Origin of the sequence: Micromonospora sp. NPDC005806, assembly GCF_042871425.1 — a bacterium.
In the GTDB taxonomy this organism is placed as follows: domain Bacteria; phylum Actinomycetota; class Actinomycetes; order Mycobacteriales; family Micromonosporaceae; genus Micromonospora.
Window position 1 is genome coordinate 54,735 of record NZ_JBIAIL010000025.1, and the last position, 20,884, is coordinate 75,618.

20 protein-coding genes and 1 riboswitch are annotated in these 20,884 nt (G+C 75.3%); of the genes, 14 read left to right on the forward strand and 6 right to left on the reverse strand.

Annotation, left to right across the window (positions count from 1 at the left end):
- Positions 1 to 73: 73 nt before the first annotated feature.
- Entirely contained in the window at positions 74 to 565 is a 492-nt protein-coding gene (locus ACFYOS_RS23755) for a DUF3145 domain-containing protein (protein ID WP_387145508.1), read from the reverse strand.
- Between the two features lie 323 nt (positions 566 to 888).
- Between ACFYOS_RS23755 and ACFYOS_RS23760 the strand changes: the two genes are divergently transcribed.
- Positions 889 to 1,218 carry a hypothetical protein gene (locus tag ACFYOS_RS23760; RefSeq protein WP_387145511.1) on the forward strand — a complete coding sequence of 110 codons (330 nt, stop codon included), beginning with the start codon at positions 889 to 891 and terminating at the stop codon, positions 1,216 to 1,218.
- A gap of 58 nt (positions 1,219 to 1,276) precedes the next feature.
- Here ACFYOS_RS23760 and ACFYOS_RS23765 read toward each other — a convergent pair whose 3' ends face one another.
- On the reverse strand, positions 1,277 to 1,915 hold the full coding sequence (locus tag ACFYOS_RS23765) for a carbonic anhydrase (protein ID WP_387145514.1): 639 nt from the start codon (positions 1,913 to 1,915) through the stop codon (positions 1,277 to 1,279).
- A 151-nt stretch (positions 1,916 to 2,066) separates the two neighbouring features.
- On the opposite strand from ACFYOS_RS23765, the gene ACFYOS_RS23770 reads away from it, so the two are divergent.
- The 5 genes from ACFYOS_RS23770 to ACFYOS_RS23790 all read left to right on the forward strand — a co-directional run bounded on the left by ACFYOS_RS23770 (position 2,067) and on the right by ACFYOS_RS23790 (position 8,282).
- Entirely contained in the window at positions 2,067 to 3,044 is a 978-nt protein-coding gene (locus ACFYOS_RS23770; RefSeq protein WP_387145517.1) for an alpha/beta fold hydrolase, read from the forward strand.
- 119 nt (positions 3,045 to 3,163) lie between these two features.
- The gene (locus ACFYOS_RS23775) at positions 3,164 to 5,281 is read left to right on the forward strand and encodes a HelD family protein (protein WP_387145520.1); all 2,118 of its coding nucleotides are present in this window, start codon (positions 3,164 to 3,166) and stop codon (positions 5,279 to 5,281) included.
- A gap of 86 nt (positions 5,282 to 5,367) precedes the next feature.
- Positions 5,368 to 6,282 carry a cation diffusion facilitator family transporter gene (locus tag ACFYOS_RS23780; RefSeq protein ID WP_387145523.1) on the forward strand — a complete coding sequence of 305 codons (915 nt, stop codon included), beginning with the start codon at positions 5,368 to 5,370 and terminating at the stop codon, positions 6,280 to 6,282.
- Between the two features lie 143 nt (positions 6,283 to 6,425).
- A riboswitch (cyclic di-AMP (ydaO/yuaA leader) is annotated at positions 6,426 to 6,558 on the forward strand.
- Positions 6,559 to 6,562: 4 nt separating this feature from the next.
- Entirely contained in the window at positions 6,563 to 7,630 is a 1,068-nt protein-coding gene (locus ACFYOS_RS23785) for a coiled-coil domain-containing protein (protein WP_387145526.1), read from the forward strand.
- Between the two features lie 139 nt (positions 7,631 to 7,769).
- Positions 7,770 to 8,282 (forward strand): DUF2269 domain-containing protein, encoded by a 513-nt coding sequence (locus ACFYOS_RS23790; RefSeq protein ID WP_387145529.1) that lies wholly within the window; start codon positions 7,770 to 7,772, stop codon positions 8,280 to 8,282.
- A 1-nt stretch (position 8,283) separates the two neighbouring features.
- On the opposite strand, the gene ACFYOS_RS23795 is transcribed toward ACFYOS_RS23790, so the two are convergent.
- Together ACFYOS_RS23795 and ACFYOS_RS23800 are read right to left on the reverse strand one after the other, a co-directional pair.
- A complete protein-coding gene (locus ACFYOS_RS23795) occupies positions 8,284 to 8,736 on the reverse strand; it encodes an SRPBCC family protein (RefSeq protein WP_387145532.1) in 453 nt (150 codons plus the stop codon).
- Positions 8,737 to 8,895: 159 nt separating this feature from the next.
- Positions 8,896 to 9,255 carry an STAS domain-containing protein gene (locus ACFYOS_RS23800; protein ID WP_387145535.1) on the reverse strand — a complete coding sequence of 120 codons (360 nt, stop codon included), beginning with the start codon at positions 9,253 to 9,255 and terminating at the stop codon, positions 8,896 to 8,898.
- A gap of 433 nt (positions 9,256 to 9,688) precedes the next feature.
- Between ACFYOS_RS23800 and ACFYOS_RS23805 the strand changes: the two genes are divergently transcribed.
- On the forward strand, positions 9,689 to 10,093 hold the full coding sequence (locus tag ACFYOS_RS23805; protein WP_387145538.1) for a hypothetical protein: 405 nt from the start codon (positions 9,689 to 9,691) through the stop codon (positions 10,091 to 10,093).
- Positions 10,094 to 10,156: 63 nt separating this feature from the next.
- Here ACFYOS_RS23805 and ACFYOS_RS23810 read toward each other — a convergent pair whose 3' ends face one another.
- A complete protein-coding gene (locus tag ACFYOS_RS23810) occupies positions 10,157 to 10,795 on the reverse strand; it encodes a maleylpyruvate isomerase N-terminal domain-containing protein (RefSeq protein WP_387145541.1) in 639 nt (212 codons plus the stop codon).
- Positions 10,796 to 10,978: 183 nt separating this feature from the next.
- On the opposite strand from ACFYOS_RS23810, the gene ACFYOS_RS23815 reads away from it, so the two are divergent.
- The gene (locus ACFYOS_RS23815) at positions 10,979 to 11,656 is read left to right on the forward strand and encodes a BON domain-containing protein (RefSeq protein ID WP_387145544.1); all 678 of its coding nucleotides are present in this window, start codon (positions 10,979 to 10,981) and stop codon (positions 11,654 to 11,656) included.
- A gap of 147 nt (positions 11,657 to 11,803) precedes the next feature.
- Positions 11,804 to 12,355 (forward strand): DsbA family protein, encoded by a 552-nt coding sequence (locus ACFYOS_RS23820; RefSeq protein ID WP_387145547.1) that lies wholly within the window; start codon positions 11,804 to 11,806, stop codon positions 12,353 to 12,355.
- A gap of 78 nt (positions 12,356 to 12,433) precedes the next feature.
- On the opposite strand, the gene ACFYOS_RS23825 is transcribed toward ACFYOS_RS23820, so the two are convergent.
- Entirely contained in the window at positions 12,434 to 15,379 is a 2,946-nt protein-coding gene (locus tag ACFYOS_RS23825) for a LuxR C-terminal-related transcriptional regulator (RefSeq protein WP_387145550.1), read from the reverse strand.
- A gap of 188 nt (positions 15,380 to 15,567) precedes the next feature.
- On the opposite strand from ACFYOS_RS23825, the gene ACFYOS_RS23830 reads away from it, so the two are divergent.
- The 5 genes from ACFYOS_RS23830 to serS all read left to right on the forward strand — a co-directional run bounded on the left by ACFYOS_RS23830 (position 15,568) and on the right by serS (position 20,861).
- Positions 15,568 to 16,002, forward strand: coding sequence for a hypothetical protein (locus ACFYOS_RS23830; protein WP_387145553.1), 435 nt, complete (start codon positions 15,568 to 15,570; stop codon positions 16,000 to 16,002).
- The gene (locus tag ACFYOS_RS23835) at positions 15,999 to 17,147 is read left to right on the forward strand and encodes an alcohol dehydrogenase catalytic domain-containing protein (RefSeq protein ID WP_387145556.1); all 1,149 of its coding nucleotides are present in this window, start codon (positions 15,999 to 16,001) and stop codon (positions 17,145 to 17,147) included. The genes ACFYOS_RS23830 and ACFYOS_RS23835 overlap by 4 nt, the downstream gene beginning before the upstream one ends.
- Positions 17,148 to 17,178: 31 nt before the next feature.
- The gene (locus tag ACFYOS_RS23840; protein ID WP_387145559.1) at positions 17,179 to 18,354 is read left to right on the forward strand and encodes a saccharopine dehydrogenase family protein; all 1,176 of its coding nucleotides are present in this window, start codon (positions 17,179 to 17,181) and stop codon (positions 18,352 to 18,354) included.
- A gap of 47 nt (positions 18,355 to 18,401) precedes the next feature.
- Positions 18,402 to 19,481, forward strand: a complete 1,080-nt coding sequence (locus ACFYOS_RS23845) for a MerR family transcriptional regulator (RefSeq protein ID WP_387145673.1) — start codon at positions 18,402 to 18,404, stop codon at positions 19,479 to 19,481.
- 93 nt (positions 19,482 to 19,574) lie between these two features.
- On the forward strand, positions 19,575 to 20,861 hold the full coding sequence (serS, locus tag ACFYOS_RS23850; RefSeq protein ID WP_387145562.1) for a serine--tRNA ligase: 1,287 nt from the start codon (positions 19,575 to 19,577) through the stop codon (positions 20,859 to 20,861).
- Positions 20,862 to 20,884: the final 23 nt, after the last annotated feature.

The window sequence follows — 20,884 nt, forward strand, 5'->3', positions numbered from 1 at the left end:
ACGGTACGTCGAGGGTGTTCGAGACGCCACTCATCGGACGAGTTCCCCGCGTACCGGGCAACGTGACCTTTCGTCAGCCGACCTGGGTGAGCAAGGTCACGGGCGCACCGTCGCCCGCGTACCGGTAGGGCTCCAGCTCGGCGTCCCAGGCGGTGCCGAGCGCCTTGTCGAGGGCGTGCGCGAGCGCCTCCGGGGCCCGGGCGGACGCCATGATGCTGCGCAGCCGGTCCTCGCCGAGCTGAATGTCACCGGCCGCGCCGACCGTGGCCCGGAACAGGCCCCGGCCCGGGACGTACATGAACCGCTCCCCGTCGACACCCGGGCTCGGCTCCTCGGTCACCTCGAAACGGATCATGGGCCACTGCCGGAGGGCAGCAGCCAGCTCGGCGCCGGTCCCCGGGCTGCCGGTCCATCCGCACTCGGCGCGCCGGGCGCCTGGATCGACGGGCTGGGCCGTCCAGTGCAGGTTGACCGGCGCGGCGAGGACGCGCGCGATCGCCCACTCGACGTGCGAGCACACGGCGAGCGGGGTCGAGTGGACGTATACGACGCCACGCGTTGGCACGGTGACCTCCCGGAGAGCGAGGTGCGTCTTCCCCTACGACCTCGTCCACCCGAGTGGCCTCTGCAACACATGATGACCGTTGTGACGGACGGTGCGCCAGCGAATCGGAAAATTCGCCGGTGCCCGTCGGCGGAAATACCCGGGCGGCTGACCCGGTTGACCACCATGACGGCGCGATGACCAGCCAGGCGTCGAGGTCGTGTACAGTTCTGTGGGCGGTTCTGTGCCGCCGTACATCTTCGCGGGCCGAGGCTCATCCGGGCATCACCCGCAACAGCCCCCGGACGTTTCAGTCCTCCCGTACGTCTGCAAGGAGTACCTCCGTGGCGAGCAACACCTCTAAGACCGCGCGCGCGTCAGTCCGGGCCGGCCAGGCTGGCCAGGGTGGCGCCCTCAGCGTGCTGGGCGAGTTCAAGTACCTCATCCCGCTCAACGGCGGCAAGCACGCCTACGTGCGCAACCTGACCAACGGCAAGACCGCGCACCTGCGCACCGACTCCGAGGCCTTCGTCGAGGAGATCCGGACGCTGGCCGCCGCCGGCCACGCTGCCAAGGTCCGCGCCGAGATCAACGCTCTCGCGGCCACCCACCCGGACCACGGCTGGGACAAGACCGAGAAGCGTCTCGTCGAGGCCGGTGTCTTCGAGGGCTGAGGCCCTCACACCCGCGTCACCACGAACCGCCCGCCGGGGTCACCCGGCGGGCGGTTCGTCATTTCTCCGGGCCTTCCTCCGCCAGCAGCGCCACCTCGCCGGTGGCCAGGTCGTAGAGGGCGCCGACCACCGCGACCTCCCCGGCCACGACCGGGCCGGCGAGCAGGTCGTCGGCGCGCAGCGTGGCCACCGTCCGCCGGACGTGCCGGCGGATCGCCAGTGGGTGGGCGTCCGGATCCTCCGCACCGACCTCGGTGACCGCCGGGGCGATCCGGTCGATCACGTACGCCAGCGACCCGCCCGGGCGCTGCCCGGTCCGCAGCGCCTCGACCGCCGAGCCGACCGCCCCGCAGCGCTCGTGCCCGAGCACCATCACCAACGGCACCCCGAGCTGCCCCACCACGTACTCGATCGAACCGAGGACCGCACGGTCGAGGACGTGCGCGCCGGTGCGGATCACGCAGATCGAGCCGAACGTCTGGTCGAAGATCGCCTCCAGCGGCACCCGCGAGTCGATGCAGCCCAGCACCACGGCGTACGGCTGCTGATCGCCGGAGGCTACCGCCGCGGCGGCGGTGACGTCGTGGCCGTGCACCGGCTGTCCGCTGACGAAGCGCCGGTTGCCGGCCAGCAGCTCGGCCAGGGCGGTACGCGGGGTCCGCGCCGCTCCGGCGGCCGGGTCGGGGGTCGGCGGCATGCCTTCCAGCCTGGTCGTCGATCCGACCGGGCGGAGCCGGGTTGGGAATCTTCTCACCACCGCGGTTGGCGTGCTGTCATGAGGGGTAGCCGGTTGTTACCGCCGGGTTACACCGGTGTGAAGACAACCGGTGGGGCCGGGGAGGTTGACGATGCCGGAGCAGCTGGAGGTACGGCTTCCCGACGGCGTACGCCTGCACGTCGAGGCCACCGGGCCGGTCGACGCCGAGGTCACCGCGATCCTGCTGCACGGCTGGACCCTGGACGGGCGCAGCTGGCACCGCCAGCTCGCCGAGCTTCGGTCGCGGTTCGGCGACCGGGTCCGAGTGGTGACGTACGACGCCCGCGGGCACGGCCGGTCCAGCTGCATGGCCCTGCGGACGGCCACTCTGGCCCAGCTCGGCGACGACCTGGCCGCGGTGCTGGACGGGATCGCCCCCACCGGGCGGATCGTCCTGGTCGGGCACTCGATGGGCGGGATGACGGTGATGGAGTATGCCCACCGCCACCCGGAGCACTTCGCCGCCCGGACCGCCGGGCTGGTGTTCGTCTCGACCACCGCCGAGGGGCACACCCACACCGTCTACGGGCTCTCGCCCCGCATCGCCCGGCTGATCCGGCTGGCCGAGACCACCGGCGCCGGGGTGCTCGCCCGGTGCGGCTCCTGGCGTCCGCCGCGCGCCCTGCTCCGCGCGCTGCGCCCGAGCATCCGCTGGATGCTCTTCGGGGACCGCTGCGACCCGGCCGACATCCGGCTGGTCACCTCGGCGGTGGCCCACGCCTCGCTCCGCTCGATCGGCGGGTTCCGCGCCTCGATCGGCGCCCAGCACCGGCTGGACACCCTGGCCGCGGTCGGCCACCTGCCGGCCGCCGCGCTGGTCGGCGAACGGGACCGGCTCACCCCGCCGCCCTGCGCCCAGTCGATCGCCGCGGCGCTGCCCACCACCGAGCTGACCGTCTGCCCGGGCGCCGGGCACATGCTCATGATGGAACGCCCGGACGAGGTGAACGTGGCCCTCGCCGCGGTGCTCGACCAGGCGCTGGCCCGGCCGGCCGCCCCGTGCGGAGCGGAGAACCGGTCGGCAGCGACGGCGGGAACGCCCGGACAAGGGGTGGGAACGGCCGGATAACGGGCAACCGGCACGGGCGGGCCACGGGCACCGGCATGGCCCCGAGAGGGGCCGGGGCGGCGGCCCGTACCCTCATTCAGCCCGTCGTGCCCGCCACGTGACCCTCAGGAGCCTCCGCGTTGAGCGACCAGACCACCCTGGACCGGGAGATCGCCGTCGAACAGCGGCATCTCGACCGGGTGTACGCCCGGCTCGCGGAGCTGCGTCGCGCGGCCGCCGAGGCCGAGCGGGAGGGCTACCGGCTGGCCCGGGTGGGCAACTTCGGCGCGCTGGTGGAGCGGGACGCGATGGTCTTCCACGCGGCCCAGCGGCGGCACGTGCTGGACGCGGAACACGAGGGGCTGGTCTTCGGCCGGCTCGACCTGCGGACCGGGCAGGTGCTGCACGTGGGGCGGCTCGGGGTGCGCGGCGAGAACGCCGAGACCCTGGTGGTGGACTGGCGGGCGCCAGCCGCCGCGGCGTTCTACCAGGCCACCCCGGCGGAGCCGATGGGCGTGGTGCGCCGGCGCACCATCCAGTCGTCGGCGGAGCAGGTCACCCGGATCGAGGACGACCTGCTGGACCCGGAGTCGGCGCCGCCGGACCTGGCGGTGGTCGGCGACGGCGCGCTGCTGGCCACCCTGTCCCGGGCCACCGGCCGGGGCATGCGGGACATCGTCGCCACCATCCAGCGGGAGCAGGACGAGGCGATCCGCTCTCCCGGCAACGGCGTCACGATCGTCTCGGGCGGCCCGGGCACCGGCAAGACGGCGGTGGCGCTGCACCGGGCGGCGTACCTGCTCTACTCCGACCGGGCCCGCTACGCCGGCGGCGGCATCCTGGTGGTCGGCCCGTCCGGGGTGTTCGTCGAGTACATCGCCTCGGTGCTGCCCTCGCTGGGCGAGGAGACGGCCACCCTGCACTCGCTCGGCTCGCTCTTCCCGGGTATGTCGGCGACCCGCACCGATCGGCCGGAGGTGGCGGCGGTGAAGGGCTCCCTGCGGATGCGCCGGGTGCTCGAGCGCGCGGTCCGGGACGCGGCGCCGGACGCCCCCACCGAGCTGCGCCTGCTCTACCGGGGTGAGCTGCTCCGGCTGGGGCGGGACGAGCTGGACGCGATCCGGGACCGGGCGCTGCGCCGCGGGGCGCGCCGCAACGAGGTGCGCCGGGCTGGCTTCGACGCCGTGCTGGCCGCCCTGTACGCGCAGGCCCGCACGCTGCGGATCGGCCGGCTGCCGGAGCAGCCCGCTTTCGAGGACGAGATCATCGACCGGCCGGAGTTCCGGGAGTTCCTGAAGGGGTGGTGGCCGCGGCTGCACCCCCGGCACGTGCTCGGCTGGTTGGCCCGCCCCGAGCGGCTACGCCGGTACGCCGGCGGCGTGCTGTCCGGAGCGGAGATCCGGCTGCTGTCCGAGGCGTACCGGAGCCTGGACGGCGACGGGCTGACCATCGCCGACATCGCGCTGCTGGACGAGTTGGACGCGCTGCTCGGCAAGCCGGTCCGGCGGCCGAAGCCGAAGCGCGACCCGTTCCAGCTCGCCGGGGGCGTCCGGGAGCTGAGCACGTTCGCCGATCGACAGCGGGCGGCCCGGGCCGCCGCCCGGGAGCGGCCGGAGGACTACCGCGACTACGCCCACGTGGTGGTCGACGAGGCGCAGGACGTCTCGCCGATGCAGTGGCGGATGATCGGCCGGCGGGGTCGGCTGGCCTCCTGGACCGTGGTGGGCGACCCTGCGCAGACCGCCTGGACGGGCGACCCGGAGGAGCTGACCCGGGCCCGTGACCAGGCGTTGGGACGGCATCGCCGGTACCGCTACGAGCTGACCACCAACTACCGGAACTCGGCGGAGATCTTCGCGGTGGCGGCGGCCGAGATCCGCCGCCTCGACCCGGACCTGCCGCTGCCCACCGCGGTGCGCTCCACCGGCGTCGATCCCGTCGAGCTGACCGTGCCCGCCGCCGAACTGGCGCCGGCCACCGTGGCGGCGTCCCGTGCGCTGCTGGCCGAGGTCGAGGGGACGGTAGGTGTGATCACGCCGGTGCCGCGCCGGGACGAGGTGGCCGGCTGGCTGGGCGCCCTGGGCGGCTCCCGGCTCCAGGTGGTGACCAGCCTCCAGGCCAAGGGCCTGGAGTACGACGGCGTGGTGCTGGTCGCCCCCAGCGAGATCCGCGCCGACCCGGGTTCGGGCGTACGGACGCTCTACGTGGCGCTGTCCCGGGCCACCCAGCGCCTCACCACGCTGGACCCGGCCGGCTGACGACGGCTCCGGGCCGCTCACTTGCACACATAGCGATGTGAGCATAGATTGAGCCCAGCCGGGGCGGGGAACGAGAGGGTGTGGGCGTGGGCGCAGGTCATGACCACAGCGGCACGGTGGCCAACGCCGCGCAGCGCCACCGGGGTCGACTCTGGGCCGCGCTCGGGCTGCTCACCGCCCTGATGCTGGTCGAGGCGGTGGCCGCGTTCGCCACCGGGTCACTGGCCCTGCTCTCCGACGCCGGGCACATGTTCACCGACGTGCTCGGCATCGGGATGGCCCTCGCCGCGATCACCGCCACCCGCCGCGCGAACACCGACCCGCAGCACACCTTCGGGCTCTACCGGCTGGAGGTGCTGGCCGCCCTCGCCAACGCGGTGCTGCTCGGCGCGGTCGCCGTCTACGTGCTCGTCGAGGCGGTGCGCCGGTTCGGCGAACCGCCGGAGGTCCTCGCCGGACCGATGCTGGCCGTGGCGGTGCTCGGCCTGCTCGCCAATCTCGCCGCGTTCGCGCTGCTGCGCAGCGGGGCGCAGGAGAGCATCAACCTGCGCGGGGCGTACCTGGAGGTGCTCGGCGACCTGCTGGGCTCGCTCGGCGTGATCGGCGCCGCCCTGGTCATCGCGCTCACCGACTGGTGGTGGGCGGACCCGCTGGTCGCGGTCGCGATCGGGCTGTTCATCCTGCCGCGCACCTGGCGACTTGGCCGGGCCGCCGTCCGCATCCTGGTGCAGGCCGCCCCGGAGCACCTCCAGGTGACCGCGGTGCACGACCGGCTGGCCGCGGTGCCCGGCGTCGCCGAGGTGCACGACCTGCACGTCTGGACGCTCACCTCCGGGATGGAGGTGGCCTCGGCGCACCTGACCATGGCCGCCGGCGCGGAGGTCGGCGAGGTGCTGGCCGCCGCCCGGGCCGCCCTGCACGAGGACTTCCGGATCGACCACGCCACGTTGCAGATCGAACCCGGGGCGTCCGCCGGGGCGTGCGGGTCAGTCGAGTGGTAATTAGGACAGGCTTAAATTCGAGTGGCTATTGTGCACTTATGCCGGTTTTAGTCCGACTGTCCGTCCCCGCCGCCGGGGCCGGGTCGGCGCACCGCCGGTAGGCTCGTTCGCGGCCCCCGCCGGGCGGCGCCCTCCGGCGCCTGCGGTGGCCGTCGCCTAATCGCCGCACCACGGCGAGCCGGGGAACCACGCACCTGGGGTGCATCCGCGTCAGCGGTAGGGATCTTCCGTCCCGAACCCGTCAGCTAACCCGGTCGGCGGTTGACGGAAGGACACGTGAATGCCACCAGTGGCACCTGTACGACGGACGGCCGCCCGGTTGGCGGCCCTGCTCGTCGCGACGCTCGCCCTCGGCGTCGCGACCGGGCCGGTCTCCCCCCCCTCGGCGGCCTCCCCGACCGGCCTGCTCGCCGCACCCGGCGGCGACGACGAGGGCGGCACCCCGGCGCTTCGTGCCCAGCTCGACGCGGCCAGCAAGGGCTGGCTGGAGGCGCGGACCGCGTTGAACCGCTCGGTGAGCCGGCAGAAGCAGCTCACCGCCGACCTCGCCACCATCAAGGCCGAGCTGGGCACCCGCGACGCCAAGGTCGGCGAGATCGCCGGGGTCGCGTACCGGACGGGACGGCTCGGCACGGCCGCGGCGCTGCTCGGTAGCAGCAGCCCGGACGGCTTCATGGACCGCGCCGCCGCACTGCAGCAGGTCGCCGCGCACGAGGACCGGGCGCTGCGCGACCTGCTGGACACCCAGGACCAGGCCACCCGCACCCAGGCCGCGCTCAACCGGGAGATCCAGGAGCAGCGCAAGCAGGTCGCGGTGATGGCCAAGCGCAAGCAGCAGGCGGAGCACGCGCTCGAGGTGGCCAACAACCGGGCGCCCAGCGCCGGCGGCGGCACCGTGCAGGGCACCTCCCGGGCGACCGCCACACCGGCGCCGCGCAACGCCGACGGCTCCTGGCCGCCGGAGTCGTGCAGCGTGAACGACCCGACGCCGGCTGACGGCTGCATCACCCCGCGCACGCTGCACGCCCTCCAGCAGGCCAAGGCGGCCGGGTTCACCCGGTACGTCTCGTGCTACCGGCCCAGTGGCTCCGGCGAGCACCCGAAGGGCCGGGCCTGCGACTTCGCGGCGCAGAAGGACGGCTTCGGCGGCGTGGCCACCGGCGGCGACAAGACGTACGGCAACAACCTGGCGGCGTACTTCATCCGCAACGCCGACGCGCTCGCCGTGCTCTACGTCATCTGGTACAGGCAGATCTGGCTGCCGAGCAGCGGGTGGAAGGCGTACAGCGGCGGGAACGGCGACCCGTCCAGCGACCACACCAACCACGTGCACCTGTCGGTCTACTGAGTCCTGGGGTGGCCCTCCCCCGGCGGGCCACCCCCGACCGGGCACGCCGACCGTCCGGCGCCGCTACGCCCCACGACGTACGCCGGATGTCGTCCCGCGCCCCACGACGGCGGGCCGACGGCGGACCAGCATCGGTGGCATGAGCCGACTCTCCCCCACCGGACGCAAGGCCCTGCTCACCCTGCACCTGGTCACCTCGCTGGGCTGGCTCGGCGCTGACCTGGTGCTGCTCACCCTGGGTGTCGCCGGGCTGCGCGGGGCCGACCCCGAGTCGGTCTACCCGACCGCCGGGCTGCTGGTCACCTACCTCTTCGCCCCGCTGAGCGTGGCGGTGTGGCTGGTCGGGGTGGCGAGCGCGCTGCTCACCCCGTGGGGTCTGCTGCGCTGGCGCTGGGTGCTGGTGAAGTTCGCGATCACCACCGTGATGCTCGGACTGGTCCTGCTGCTGCTCACCCCGACCGTGCGCCGGCTCGGCGACCTGGCGCCGGACCTCACCGCCCGGGACCGGCTGGACCTGGTCATCCCGCCCGCGGTCTCCAGCACCCTGTTGATCATCGCCACCGTGCTCTCCACGTACAAGCCGTGGGGACGGCTGCGGCGGGCGACCGCGCCGGCGAGCCGGCGGGCGGTGCCGGCCGGCCGGCGGGCCTGACTCAGGCCGCCCGCCCCTCCAGGGTCGCGCCGAGGCGGCTGGCCAGCCCGAGGTGGGCCGCCCGGGCCTGCCGGAAGGCGTACCCGAACAGGGGCGCCGGGGCGGAGAGGGTGATCTCGACGTCGATCCGCACCACGCCGTCCGGCTCATCCCGCAGCCGGGTGTGGTTGCGCACGGTGGTGGCCGGCTGCTGCCGGGCCACGGTCACCACCTCGTCCTCGGTGGCGACCAGCACGTCGGCCTGGTAGGTGACCGGAAAATGCAGCGGGCCGAGCTCCAGCCGGTCGGTGATCGCGTAGCTGGCCAGGGCGCCGGGGCGGGGCGGCAGCTCGCGGACCCGGACGATCAGCGGGTGCAGCTCGCCCTGCCGGTTCAGGTCACCGAGCAGGGCCAGCGCCTGCGCCCGGGTGCAGCGGGCCTGCACCGTGTAGCTGAAGCTGTCGCTGTTGAGCAAGCGGTGCCCCCTCGCCGTCGACGGTCCGGACGATCGTCCCGTACCGGGGCCTGGCTGGCAACGGTCGAAGGTCCCCCGCCGCGCGCTCGAGCATGACGCCGGGCCGGCGGGGAGGCCGGGCGACGTGGAGCTCTCCGGCCTGGGCGAGCGAGCGCGGGGTCAGGCGCCGGGGAGCAACTCGGAGCCGCTGTCGGCGAAGTAGGGATCGGGAGCGCCGAAGAGGCCGAGCAGACCGGTCACCCAGAGCTGCCGGTGTACGAAGCGGCTCGGCTCGGTGACCACCAGCTTGACGCCGCTGACCTCGGCGGTCTGGAAGCCGGCCACCATCGCGCTGATGCCGACCGAGTCGATGAAGTGGACCAGCCGCATGTTCAGCTCGATCCGGGACGGACGGCCCTTCGCGAGCACCTCGGCGATCGCCTCACGCACCTCGTACGCGGTGTCGACGTCGATCTCGCCCCGCGGAGCGATCTGGACGACACCACCCGACAGAACCGACTTCACGATCGACAGGCTCACGCGAGCACCTCCACTCGCCCTTGCGGGCGCCTCATCAGTACGCGGGCCGCGACCGAGAGTATTCCTCCGACGCCTTCGGTCGCCACCCCTCGGGATGAGCAATTCGCGGACTGGGCACACCTGGGCATCCCACTCCGGACCCGATGATTCCTGATTTCCCTGGGACAACTCTCTGGAGATTCAACGACCGACGGTGCCGGCCGATCCGCCGACCCAGGGTAGCGGGCCGCCGCCCGTCTGGCCCGCACCCGGCGATCCCGGCGCGTTCGGGCGGTTCCTCCCCCCGTACGCCGGGCGGGGGCGGCCGGCCCGCCGGGGTGGTTTGCGCCGACTCCCGGGCGGGCACAGCCCGGTGAGCGAACCGTCACACGCCGGATGACCACCGGAGTCCGATGTGACCCCCGGGACTTCGGCACCCCGAGGAGGTAACACGATGTTCGGAACCACCCTGCTGGACCGCCGGAGCAAGCCCGAGCGGATCGCGGACCAGGCGTGGGAGCAGCTGCTCTCCGCCGTCAGTTCCGCCGGGGACAGCGTCCGGGACGTCGCCCGCTCCGCCCGCCGCAACGGCTCGGGGCTGGCCGACGATGCCACCGACCTGGTCGGCACCGCCGCCGACGAGGCCCGCCGCCGGGCCAGCCTCGCCGTCGACGCGCTCGCCGGCCGCCGGCCGGCCCTGCCCTGGAGCATGCTGATCGCCGCGGCGTTGGCCGGCGCGGCGCTCGGCTGGGCCGCCGGCACCGCCGCCCGGGCCGCCGGGAGCCGCCTGCGCGAGCTGGACGAGATCGAGTTCGTGGACGTGGACCGGCCGGACTCCCCGGTCGGCCTGGACGACTGATCAACACCGAACCCACGCGGCGGCGTTCCCGAGCCGGGGCGCCGCCGCGTGGTTCGGTGCGGCTCAGAACGCGGTGACGTTCGCCGGCGCCCGCTCGGCCCGGCTGAGCGCCCGCAGCACGGCCGGCTGCCCGTGCCGGCGTACGGCGAGGCGGGCGAGCAGGGCCAGCACCGGATCCAGCGCCTCGGCGGGCAGTTCCGGGGTGGGCACGCCGACGCTCACCGCGAGGTCGTCTGAGTGCACGGCGAGCTCCATCAGCCGAGTGGTGAGGTAGTCCTCCAGGGCCAGCGACCACGGCCCCCGGGCCAGGTGCACGACCCGGCCGTCCGGCTCGGCCGGCAGCGCGGCGGACAGGTCGTCGACCGCCGCGCCGGCCGCGGCGAGCAGCGCCGCGGGGCCGTCGGCGGCGATCCGCTCCCCGGAGCGGCGGATGCCCACGTTCACCTCGTCGTCGACCGGGGCGCCGAGCCAGGTGCCCCGGGCGTAGTGGTCGAGCAGGCCGACCGGCTCGCCCGGCGGGACCGGCTCGGCGAGCACCCCGGGCACGGCGAGGATCTGGGACGCCAGGTGGCCGGCGAGCCCACCGACCCGGAACTCCGCGAGGGCGCTGGCCGCGTCCCACTCCTTCGCCACCGCCGGGTCGGCAAGCAGCGTCACCGCCGAGCGAGCGGCGGTCAGGTAGGCGATCCTGATCGGATGCATCGGGCGTACCCCTCTCGTCGCGGGTGCGGTAGGCCGAGCCTACTCACCAAGATCGACCCCGCCGGTACCCCACCCGGATCGGGTGACGGCACGTCACCCGGGGCGCGGACAGGATCGGTGGTGCGGGTGTCCGCGCCGGCCGCCGACGCCCGCGCCGCGAACCGATCCGGGAGGGAGCCACCGATGGCCACCGCGACCATCACGCGTACCGACCAGGACATCCAGTCCGACGTGCTCGACGAGCTGACCTGGGAGCCCCGGGTACGTCCCAACGAGATCGGGGTGACCGTCACCGAGGGAGTGGTGACGTTGACCGGCTCGGTGGACAGTTACGCCAAGAAGTGGGCCGCCGAACGGGCCGCGCACCGGGTGTCCCGGGTCCGGGCGGTCGCCAACGACCTCGCCGTCCGGATCGCCACCTCGGCCGAGAAGAGCGACCCCGAGATCGCCACCGCCGCCAGCCGGGCCCTGGAATGGGACGCGTTCGTGCCGATCGAGGCGCTGAACGTGACCGTCGCCGACGGCTGGGTCACCCTGCACGGCGAGGTCGAGTGGGAGTACCAGCGCCGGGCCGCCGAGCGGGCGGTCGGTCGGCTCACCGGCGTACGCGGGGTGAGTAACGGGATCACCGTCCGGCCGGGCATCAGCGCCGACGCGCGCGGGCTGGCCGAGCGGATCGTGGACGCGCTGGCCCGCAACGGCGCCACCGAGGCGGAGGGGATCAGCGTCCGGGTGCACGGCGACACGGCGGTGCTCGCGGGCCTGGTGCACTCGATCCCGGAGCGCGAGGAGATCGAGCGGGTCGTCTGGTCCGCGCCCGGCATCCGCGAGGTGCACAACCATGTGACAGTGGGGCGTTGAGTCGAACCACCCCGGGCGGGTGATCCCCGCTCACCCGGCCGCGGACGAGGGTGGGAACCATGACTGATCCGAACGGGCTGACCACACCCGGGCGTCCCGCGCCCGGGTCCACCCTGACGGCGACCCGGATCGGCCGGTGACGGCCCGATGACGACGCCACTTCAGGTCACCACCGCCCGGTTGCGGATCCCGGTGACCGAGACGGACCACGCCCGCGGGCCGGTCGACGCGCCGGTGACCATCGTCGAGTACGGCGACTACCAGTGCCGGTTCTGCGGGGCCGCGTACGCGAACCTGGCCGAGCTGCTGCGCCAGCGGGCCGACACCGTCCGGCTGGTCTACCGGCACTTCCCCATCGCCAACGTGCACCCGTACGCGGAGAGCGCGGCCGAAGCCGCCGAGGCCGCCGGCCGGCAGAGCCGGTTCTGGGAGATGCACGACTGGCTCTACCAGCACCAGGACCAGCTCGACCCGGTGCACCTTTCGCTCGGCGTCGAGCAGCTCGGACTGCCGCCCGACGAGATCGGCGCGGAGGTCGGGCGGCACGCGCACGCCGACCGGGTCCGGCGCGACTTCGTCGGCGGCATCCGCAGCGGGGTCAACGGCACCCCGACCCTCTTCGTCAACGACGTCCGCCACGAGGGCGGCTACGACCTGGCCGACCTGCTGGCCGCCGTCGACGCCGCCGCGAACGCCTGACCCGACGCGGCAGAGCCGTCAGATCAACCCTGATGGACGGCAGAGCCGTCAGATCAACCCTGGTGGACGGCAGAGCCGTCAGATCAACCGGAGCTCACGGGCCCGCCGGACCGCTTCGCGCCGGCGGGTCGCGTCGAGCTTGCGGTAGATGTTGCGGACGTGGGTCTTCACCGTGTTGACCGACAGGGACAGCTCGCTGGCGATCTCCACGTTGGACAGGATGCTCTGCAGATAGCGCAGGATGGTCAGCTCCCGCTCGGTGAGCGGCTCGTCGAGCGCCCGTTCCGGCCCGCCCGGCCGCTCCGGCGGCTCGTCGGCGCGCCGCTCGTCCGCCCCCCGCACCAGGTCGCTCACCGTCGCCCAGTGCGCCGTACCGGAGTCCAGGTGGGTCGCGAGCAGGTCGCGTGCCCCCGGGTCGGCGCGGGTGAAGACCCGCCGGTAGCCCTCCGGCCCGGCCAGGTCGAGCACCTGCTCCAGGACCCGCCCGGCCCGCCGGTCGTCGCCGCCCTCGCGGGCCAGCACCGCGTCGAGGAGGCCGGCGGCGAGCCGTACCGGCAGCGGCCAGGAGCGGGCCGTAGGCCCCGCCCAGTCGGGCAGCGCCCGCCCGGCGGCCCGCGGGTCACCGGCCCGCAGCTCCACCCGGGCCAGCGCCACCCCCAGGGCCGCCGCCGGCCCGCCGGAACTGGTCGGCCGATCCGGCGCACCGGGCCCGGCCTCCCCGTCCGGGCCCGGCCCGCCACCCCGCCCCGGCTCGTCCACCCAGGAGGCCGGTGGCTCCGCCGGGCCGGCCTCGCCCGCCGTCGGGGCGGCGCGCAATGCGTCGGTGAGCCGGGCGCGGGCGGTGTCCGCGTCGCCGACCGCCGCGCGGAGCTGCGCCTCGCCGGCGATGAGCCAGGCGGCCAGCTCCGGCCCGGGCGCGGTCTCCCGGGCCTCGGCGACGGCCCGCAGGGCCGCGGCCGGCTCGCCACCCGCCGCCAGCAGCTCGGCCCGGCAGAGCGCGGCCAGCGCGGCCGCCACCGGGTCCGCGGTGGCCGGGCCGGCGAGCGTCAGGTGCGCTGCGGCCTCCGTCGGCTCGTCCCGGTGCCAGGCCACCAGGGCCAGCGCCAGGTACGCGTATCCGCAGTCCACCCGGCAGGACCAGCCCTGGCAGGGCGGCATGCCCAGCGCCTCCCGGGCGGTCCGCTCGGCCGCCCGCAGCTCGCCCCGGACCACGTCCAGCAGCGCCGACCGGCTCGCGCAGACCAGTTCCGTCCGCGGCCGGCCCGCCTCCCGGGCGGCGGTGAGCGCCTCGGCGAACCGCTCCCCGGCGACCGACAGCTCCCCCTCGGCCAGCGCGGCCAGGCCGAGCGCGGTGCCGGCGACCGCCCGGGCGTCGGCATCCTCCCCGGCCCCGGCGCGCGGGTCGTCGCCCGGCCCGGCCGGGGTGGGGCGGGTGGCGAGCAGCCGGGCCGCGGCCCGGCGTACCGCCCCGTGGTCGTCGCCGAGCCGGGCCAGGGTGAGTTCCAGCGCGGTGGCCAGCCGGCGGAAGCGGTCCCGGCGTGGCGCGGGCAGGTCGCGGGCGTACCCGACGGCGCGCCGCAGATGCCCGGCGGCGGCCTCGGCGTCGCCCGCGTACGCCCGCTCCGCGGCGCAGGCCAGCGCCAGCTCCGGGTCCCGGCCGACCGCCTCGTCGGGCGGCGCGGCCGGCGGTTGGCCGACCGAGACCTCCCGCTCGTACGGCACCAGCTCCGGCCACCGGGCGATCAGCAACTCGGTGGCCCGGTCCCACTCGCCGCCGGCCAGCGCGTGCCGCAGCGCCTCCGCCGGCCGGCCGTTGCCCGCGTACCAGCCGGCGGCCCGCAGGTGCAGGTCGCGCAGCTCCTCGGTGGGCAGCCGGCCCAGCTCGTCGCGGAGCAGGTCGGCGAGCAGCGGGTGGCACCGGTACCAGGGCGGGCTCCCGCCGTCGTGCTGGAGGAAGCCGCCGGCCCGGGCCAGGTCGGCCAGCATCTGGCCGGCATCGGCCCGCCCGGTCACCGCCTCCGCCAGGTCGGCGCAGACGGCCGCGGCGACGGCGCTGCGCCGCAGCACGTCCCGGGCGTCCGGAGCCAGCGGGGCGAGCACCTCGTCACGCAGGTAGCCGGCCACGTCCGGCTGGTCACCGCCGAACCGCACGACCGCCCGGGCCGGGTCCGCCTCGGCGCGCAGCGCCAGCGCGGCGAAACGCAGGCCCGCCGGCCAGCCGCCGGTGCGGTCCCGCAGCCGCGGCACCGCCGCGGCGGGCAGCGGCACCGCGTGCGCCACCAGCAGGTCGGCGACCTCGTCGTCGGTGAAGGCCAGTTCGGCCGGGCCGATCTCGGTCAGCTCCCCGGCCAGCCGCCAGCGGTGCAGGGCCAGCGGCGGCTCGGTGCGCGCCCCGGCGACCAGGCGCAGCCGCCCGTCCGTGTGCCGGAGCAGGAACTCCAGCCCGGTCAGCGCGGCCGGGTCGGTGATCCGGTGCAGGTCGTCCAGGACCAGCAGCACCGGACGGTCCCGGGCGGCGAGCGCCGCCGCGAGCAGTTCGAGCTGGTCGGGCCGGGGCGGCGCGTCCGGCACGGGCGGCGGGGTTCCGCCGTCCGGTCCGCCCGCCACGGCGGCTCGCAGCGCCGCCGCCAGGTACGACCAGAGCCGCTCACCGGTGTCGCCGTCCTCCACCGCCACCCAGGCCGGCGGCGGCTCGGCCCGGGCGGCGCGCGCCCAGGTGGCGAGCAGGGTGGTCTTGCCCCAACCGGCCGGCCCGGAGACCAGGGTCACCGGGCCGGCCACCCCGCGGTCCAGCCGGTCCAGCAGCCGGGGCCGGACCAGCACCGGCTCGGGCGGCGCGGGCGCGGCCAGCCGGGACGCCAGCAGCGTCGGCCCGGCCGGCACCACCGGGATCCTGCCCCCCGTCCCCGCGCCGCCCGCCGTCCCACCGCCGGGCGCGGTGACGCCGAGCCCGGCACCGCCAGCAGGCGCGGTGACGTCGGACGGTGTCTCGGCGACCTCGACGCGGTCGGACTCCTCCGGCATGCGGCCCTCCCCCGTGGCGTCCGCTCCCCCGGCGGTGCGGGCAGCGGTTACCCGGCCCGGGCCGGTTCACCCCTTCGGGGCGAACCCGCTTCACCCGGGCGGGCCGGACGCTGGAGGCACGCGGGCGGCCGGCCGCGCGTGACCGGCCGCCCGGCGACCCGCGACGACGGGAGGGGCAGGTGACACGGATGGGACGGCTGACCGGTGGCGCGACCACCCTCGCGGTGGTCGCCGGGGCGACCGCCGGGCGTGCCCTCGTACGCCGGTGGCGGCGCCGGCCCCGCGCGGCCGGCGACCCGCGGCCCGGGCGCTGGCAGGTGGTGACCGTGGCCGGCCGGCCCGAGGAGGTGCTCCCGCCCGGGCGGTGGCCGGAGCCGCTGCGCCGGCTCGACGGCGTGGTGGAGCTGTACGCCCGGCTGGCCCCCGGCGGGCGCGGCACCGAGTTGGCGGCCCGGCCGCTCGGCGGCGAGCCGAAGCTGCCCGGGATGGCCGCCCACCTGGTCGGGGACGACCCGGGCCGGTTCCTCCGGCAGGTGTTGCGCGAGGCCAAGCAGCTCGCCGAGACCGGGGAGGTGCTCCGCGCCGACCGCTCCCGGCTGGACCGCCCGGGGGTGTCCGGGTGAGGGCGCTCTGCTGGGAGGGCGCCGACGAGCTGGCGGTGCGCCAGGTGCCCGACCCGGAACTGCGCAACGCGCAGGACATGATCGTCCGGGTACGGCGCAGCGTCACCTGCGGGGCGGACCTGCCGCTGCTGGCCGGGCGGATCCCGCACCTGGCCGCCGGGGACGTGCTCGGGCACGAGTTCCTCGGTGAGGTGGTCGAGGTCGGCCCGGAGGTACGCCGGCACCGCATCGCCGATCGGGTGGTGGTCTGCGCCGCGGTCGCCTGCGGTGTCTGCTGGTTCTGCCGGCAGGGCCTCTTCGCCTGCTGCGACAACGGCACCGCCGACGGTGCGGCGGCCGAGGTGGCGTGGGGTCAGCCCACCGCCGGCTGCTACGGCCACCCCGCCCCGATGGGCGGCTTCGCCGGCAGCCACGCCGAGTACGTGCGGGTGCCGTACGCCGACGTCGGTGCGTTCAGTGTGCCGGAGGCGGTCAGCGACGACCGGGCCGTCTTCGCCTCGGACGCCGCGCCGACCGGCTGGATGGGCGCCGAGCTGGGCGACGTGACGCGCGGCGACGTGGTGGCGGTCTGGGGTGCGGGGGCGGTCGGCCAGCTCACCGCCGGCGCCGCCCTGCTGCGCGGCGCGCACCGGGTGGTGATCGTCGACGACCACGACGACCGACTGCGGATGGCCGAGCGGCACGTCGGCGCGGAACCGCTCAACTACCGGTACGTGGACGTCCCCGCCGAGCTGCGGGAACGCAGCGGCGGAAGGGGCCCCGACGTGTGCGTGGAGGCGGTCGGCATGGCGGCCGGGCCGCCAGGGCTGCTCGGCCGGCTCGGCGGCGGCGCGGAGCGGCCGCTGGCGCTGCGCGAGGCGGTGCACGCCTGCCGCAAGGGTGGCACCGTGGTGGTCCTCGGCACCTGGACCGGCTTCGTCGACACGTTCCCGCTCGGCGCGGTGATGAACAAGGGGCTGACCGTGCGCAGCGCCCGGCAGCACGGGCAGCGCTGGATCCCGATGCTGCTGGACCGGATGGCCCGCGACGAGCTGCGGACCGAGCACCTGGCCACCCACCGGCTGCCGCTGGAGCGGGGCCCGGACGGCTACACGCTCTTCCGCGACCGCGCCGACGGCTGCGTCCGGGCGGTCTTCTCCCCGTGATCGGCGCGGCCGGGAGTGGCACACTCGGCGGATGCGCGACGACCGCCCGTACGATCTCGTCCTCTTCGGCGCCACCGGGTTCACCGGCGGCCTCACCGCCGAATACCTGGCCCGGCGCGCCCCGGACGGGCTGCGCTGGGCGCTGGCCGGGCGCAACCCGGGCAAGCTGGCCGCGGTGCGGGACCGGCTCGCCGCGCTCGACCCGGGCCTGGCCGAGCTGCCGCTGCTGACCGCGGACGCCACCGACCCGGCGTCGCTGCGCGTGGTCGCGGAGAGCGCCCGGGTCGTCGCCACCACCGTCGGCCCGTACATCCACCACGGGGAGCCGCTGGTCGCGGCCTGCGCCGCCGCCGGCACCGACTACGTCGACATCACCGGCGAGCCGGAGTTCGTCGACCTGACGTACGTGCGGCACCACGCGGAGGCGGTGCGCACCGGGGCGCGCCTGGTGCACGCCTGCGGCTTCGACTCGATCCCGCACGACCTGGGCGCCTGGTTCACCGTGCGGCAGCTCCCCACCGACGGGCCGGTCACGGTGGACGGTTACGTCCGGGCCGGCGGGCGCTTCTCCGCCGGGACCTACCACTCGGCGCTCACCGCGTTCTCCCGCACCGCGGAGATGAACCGGGCGGCGAAGGCGCGCAAGGCGGTCGAACCGCGGCCGGAGGGGCGCCGGGTCCGGGCCGTGCCGGGGAAGGTAGGCCGGGTGAAGGAGCTCGGCCTGTGGGCGGTGCCGCTGCCCACCATCGACCCGCAGGTCGTCCGCCGCTCGGCGGCCGCCCGCCCGGAGTACGGCCCGGACTTCCGCTACCGCCACTTCGCCGCGGTGAAGCGACTGCCGACCATCCTCGCCGCCGGGGTGGGATTGGCCGGCCTGGTCGGGCTGGTGAAGCTACCGCCGACCCGGCGCTGGCTGCTCGGCCGGCTCTCCTCCGGGCAGGGCCCGAGCGCCGAGCAGCGGGCGAAGTCCTGGTTCCGGGTCCGGTTCGTCGGCACCGGCGGTGGCCGGCGGGTGCTCACCGAGGTGGCCGGCGGCGACCCCGGGTACGACGAGACCGCCAAGATGCTCGCCGAGTCCGCCCTCTGCCTGGCGTACGACGACCTGCCGCCCACCGCCGGGCAGGTGACCACGGTGACGGCGATGGGTGACGCCCTGCTGGACCGGCTGGTCCAGGCCGGCATCACGTTCCGGGTGGTCGACGCTTGACCCTCGACCGACTTGAGGGCCCAGGATCCGACGTCGTGGAGAGCGAACTGCGCAGCATCGGCGAGCTGGCCCGGAGCAGCGGGCTGACGGTCAGCGCGCTGCGGTTCTACGACCGGTCCGGCGTGCTCGTCCCGGCCCGGGTCGACCCGGCCACCGGCTACCGCTGGTACACCGACGACCAGGTCGCCCCGGCGCGCCTGGTCGCCGGGCTGCGCCGGGTCGGCATGCCGCTGGCCGGGATCGCCGAGGCGCTGCGGCACCGGCACCAGCCGGCCGTGGTGCACCGGCTGCTGGACGCGCACCTGCGCCGGCTGGAGGACGGCCTCGCCGACGCCCGCCGTGAACTCTCCCGGATCCGCACCCTGATCGACCCGGAGGAGATCCCGTTGACCACCCGCCTCGTGCTGTCCCGCGTCGACCTGGCCGCCGCCGTCGACGCCGTCCGGTTCGCCGTCGGCACCGACCCCGAGCTGCCGGTGCTGGCCGGCGTGCTGCTGGACGTCGAGCCGGACGGCGTACGGCTGGTCGCCACCGACCGGCACCGGCTGGCCGTGGCCCGGGTCACCGGGAAGATCGACGGCCCGGCCGTGCGCGCACTGCTCCCGGTGGACGTGGTGGACGCGCTGCGCGCCCTGCTGGACACCGGCGCCGGGATCACCCCGGAGGCGCACCTCACCGTCGGCCCGGACCGGGTCGAGGTCTCGGTCGCCGGCCGCGTCGTGGCCACCGCCGTGCCGTCCTACGACTTCCCGGACTACCGCCGACTGCTGCACGGGCAGGTCACCGGCGCGCCCACGTTCCGGATCCCGGTCGACGTGGTCGCGCTGCGCGCCGCGCTCACCGCCGGCGGCGCACCGATGCTGGTCCGCGAGCACGACGGGGTACGCGCCGAGGTGGCCGTGCTCGGTCTGGACGAGCGGGGCGGGGTGCGGGTGGTCGGGCCGGACGAGACGGCCGGGCCGGACGCGGTGCGGGTGGGCGTGAACCGGGAGTACCTGCTCGACGCGTTGGACGCCGGGGACCGGGGTCAGCTGGTGCTGGAGCTGGACGGCCCGATCGCCCCGCTGGCCGTGCGCCGCCCGGACGACGAGGACGTCTTCTCCATCCTCATGCCGGTCCGGCTCTGACCGGCCGTGCGGGTGCCGGGCGGGCGGGACGGGCCGCGACGGTAGCATCTGAGGGTCCCACCTGACTGCCTGGACGGAGGCGTACGGAGCAGCATGCTCGACATGGAGTTGATCCGGAAGGATCGCGAGGCGGTGGCGACCGCGCTGGCGAAGCGTCTGGATCCCGCCGAGGTCAACCGGGCGCTGGACGAGATCCAGCGGCTCGACCAGGAACGTCGCGCCCTGATCACGGAGATCGACGCCGAGCGGCAGCGCCGCAAGGCGGAGGCGCGGGCGTACGCGGAGGCGAAGCGGTCCGGCGCCACGCCGGAGCCGGTCGCGCCGGAGGCCGAGCGCAAGCAGCTCGCGGAGCTGGAGTCCCAGCTCGACGAGGTGCAGTCCCGGCTGCGCTCCGCCATGAGCGAGCTGCCCAACCTGCCCGCCGACGATGTGGTCGCCGGTGGCAAGGAGGCGAACCAGGTCGTCAAGACCTTCGGCGCGCCGCCGGACATCGAGAAGATCCGGGACCACGTGGAGCTGTCCCGCGCGCTCGGCCTGGTCGACCACGAGCGGGGCGTCAAGCTCGGCGGCTCCGGCTTCTGGATGTACACCGGCATGGGTGCCCGGCTGGAGTGGGCGCTGGTCAACTGGCTGATCGAGCAGAACATCACGGCCGGGTACGAGTTCCTGCTCCCGCCGCACCTGCTGCTCGACTCCGCCGGTTTCGCCGCCGGGCAGTTCCCGAAGTTCTACGACGACGTCTACCACCTGGACAAGCAGTCCGCCCCGCGCGGCCAGTTCCTGCTGCCCACCGCGGAGACGGCGATCCTCGGCGCGTTCCAGGACGAGATCCTGGAGACCGCGAAGCTGCCGCTGAAGGCGTTCGCGTACACCCCGTGCTACCGGCGTGAGGCCGCCGGCTCGCACTCGGACGAGCGCGGCACGGTGCGCGGCCACCAGTTCAACAAGGTGGAGATCTTCCAGTTCACCCTGCCCGAGCAGGCGGACGCCGCGCTGGCGGCGATGGTCGCCCACGTGGAGGGCCTGGTCGAGAAGTTGGGGCTGCACTACCAGACCAGCCTGCTCGCGGCCGGCGACGCCAGCGCCGCCATGAAGAAGACCCTCGACGTCGAGGTCTGGATGCCGAGTACCGGCAAGTACAAGGAGGTGTCGTCGGTCTCCTGGGGCGGCGACTACCAGGCCCGCCGGGCGGCCATCCGCTACCGCGAGCCGGGCGGCAAGCAGACCCGCTTCGTGCACACCCTGAACGGCTCGGCGCTGGCCACCAGCCGGCTCTTCCCGGCCATCCTGGAGCAGTTCCAGCAGGCCGACGGCTCGGTGCTGGTGCCGGAGGTGCTCCGCGACAAGCTGGGCGCCGACCTGCTCACCCCGATCCGCTGACCGGTCGACCCGCGACGGCGGGG

Bases quoted from the DNA above. Each gene is read 5' to 3' on its own strand.
- ACFYOS_RS23825 (WP_387145550.1), bottom strand. From the start codon at position 15,379: ATGCCGGAGGAGTCCGACCGCGTCGAGGTCGCCGAGACACCGTCCGAC.
- ACFYOS_RS23810 (WP_387145541.1), bottom strand. From the start codon at position 10,795: ATGCATCCGATCAGGATCGCCTACCTGACCGCCGCTCGCTCGGCGGTG.
- ACFYOS_RS23790 (WP_387145529.1), top strand. From the start codon at position 7,770: ATGAGCCGACTCTCCCCCACCGGACGCAAGGCCCTGCTCACCCTGCAC.
- ACFYOS_RS23830 (WP_387145553.1), top strand. From the start codon at position 15,568: ATGGGACGGCTGACCGGTGGCGCGACCACCCTCGCGGTGGTCGCCGGG.
- ACFYOS_RS23765 (WP_387145514.1), bottom strand. From the start codon at position 1,915: ATGCCGCCGACCCCCGACCCGGCCGCCGGAGCGGCGCGGACCCCGCGT.
- ACFYOS_RS23820 (WP_387145547.1), top strand. From the start codon at position 11,804: ATGACGACGCCACTTCAGGTCACCACCGCCCGGTTGCGGATCCCGGTG.
- ACFYOS_RS23770 (WP_387145517.1), top strand. From the start codon at position 2,067: ATGCCGGAGCAGCTGGAGGTACGGCTTCCCGACGGCGTACGCCTGCAC.
- serS (WP_387145562.1), top strand. From the start codon at position 19,575: ATGCTCGACATGGAGTTGATCCGGAAGGATCGCGAGGCGGTGGCGACC.
- ACFYOS_RS23840 (WP_387145559.1), top strand. From the start codon at position 17,179: ATGCGCGACGACCGCCCGTACGATCTCGTCCTCTTCGGCGCCACCGGG.
- ACFYOS_RS23805 (WP_387145538.1), top strand. From the start codon at position 9,689: ATGTTCGGAACCACCCTGCTGGACCGCCGGAGCAAGCCCGAGCGGATC.
- ACFYOS_RS23785 (WP_387145526.1), top strand. From the start codon at position 6,563: ATGCCACCAGTGGCACCTGTACGACGGACGGCCGCCCGGTTGGCGGCC.
- ACFYOS_RS23815 (WP_387145544.1), top strand. From the start codon at position 10,979: ATGGCCACCGCGACCATCACGCGTACCGACCAGGACATCCAGTCCGAC.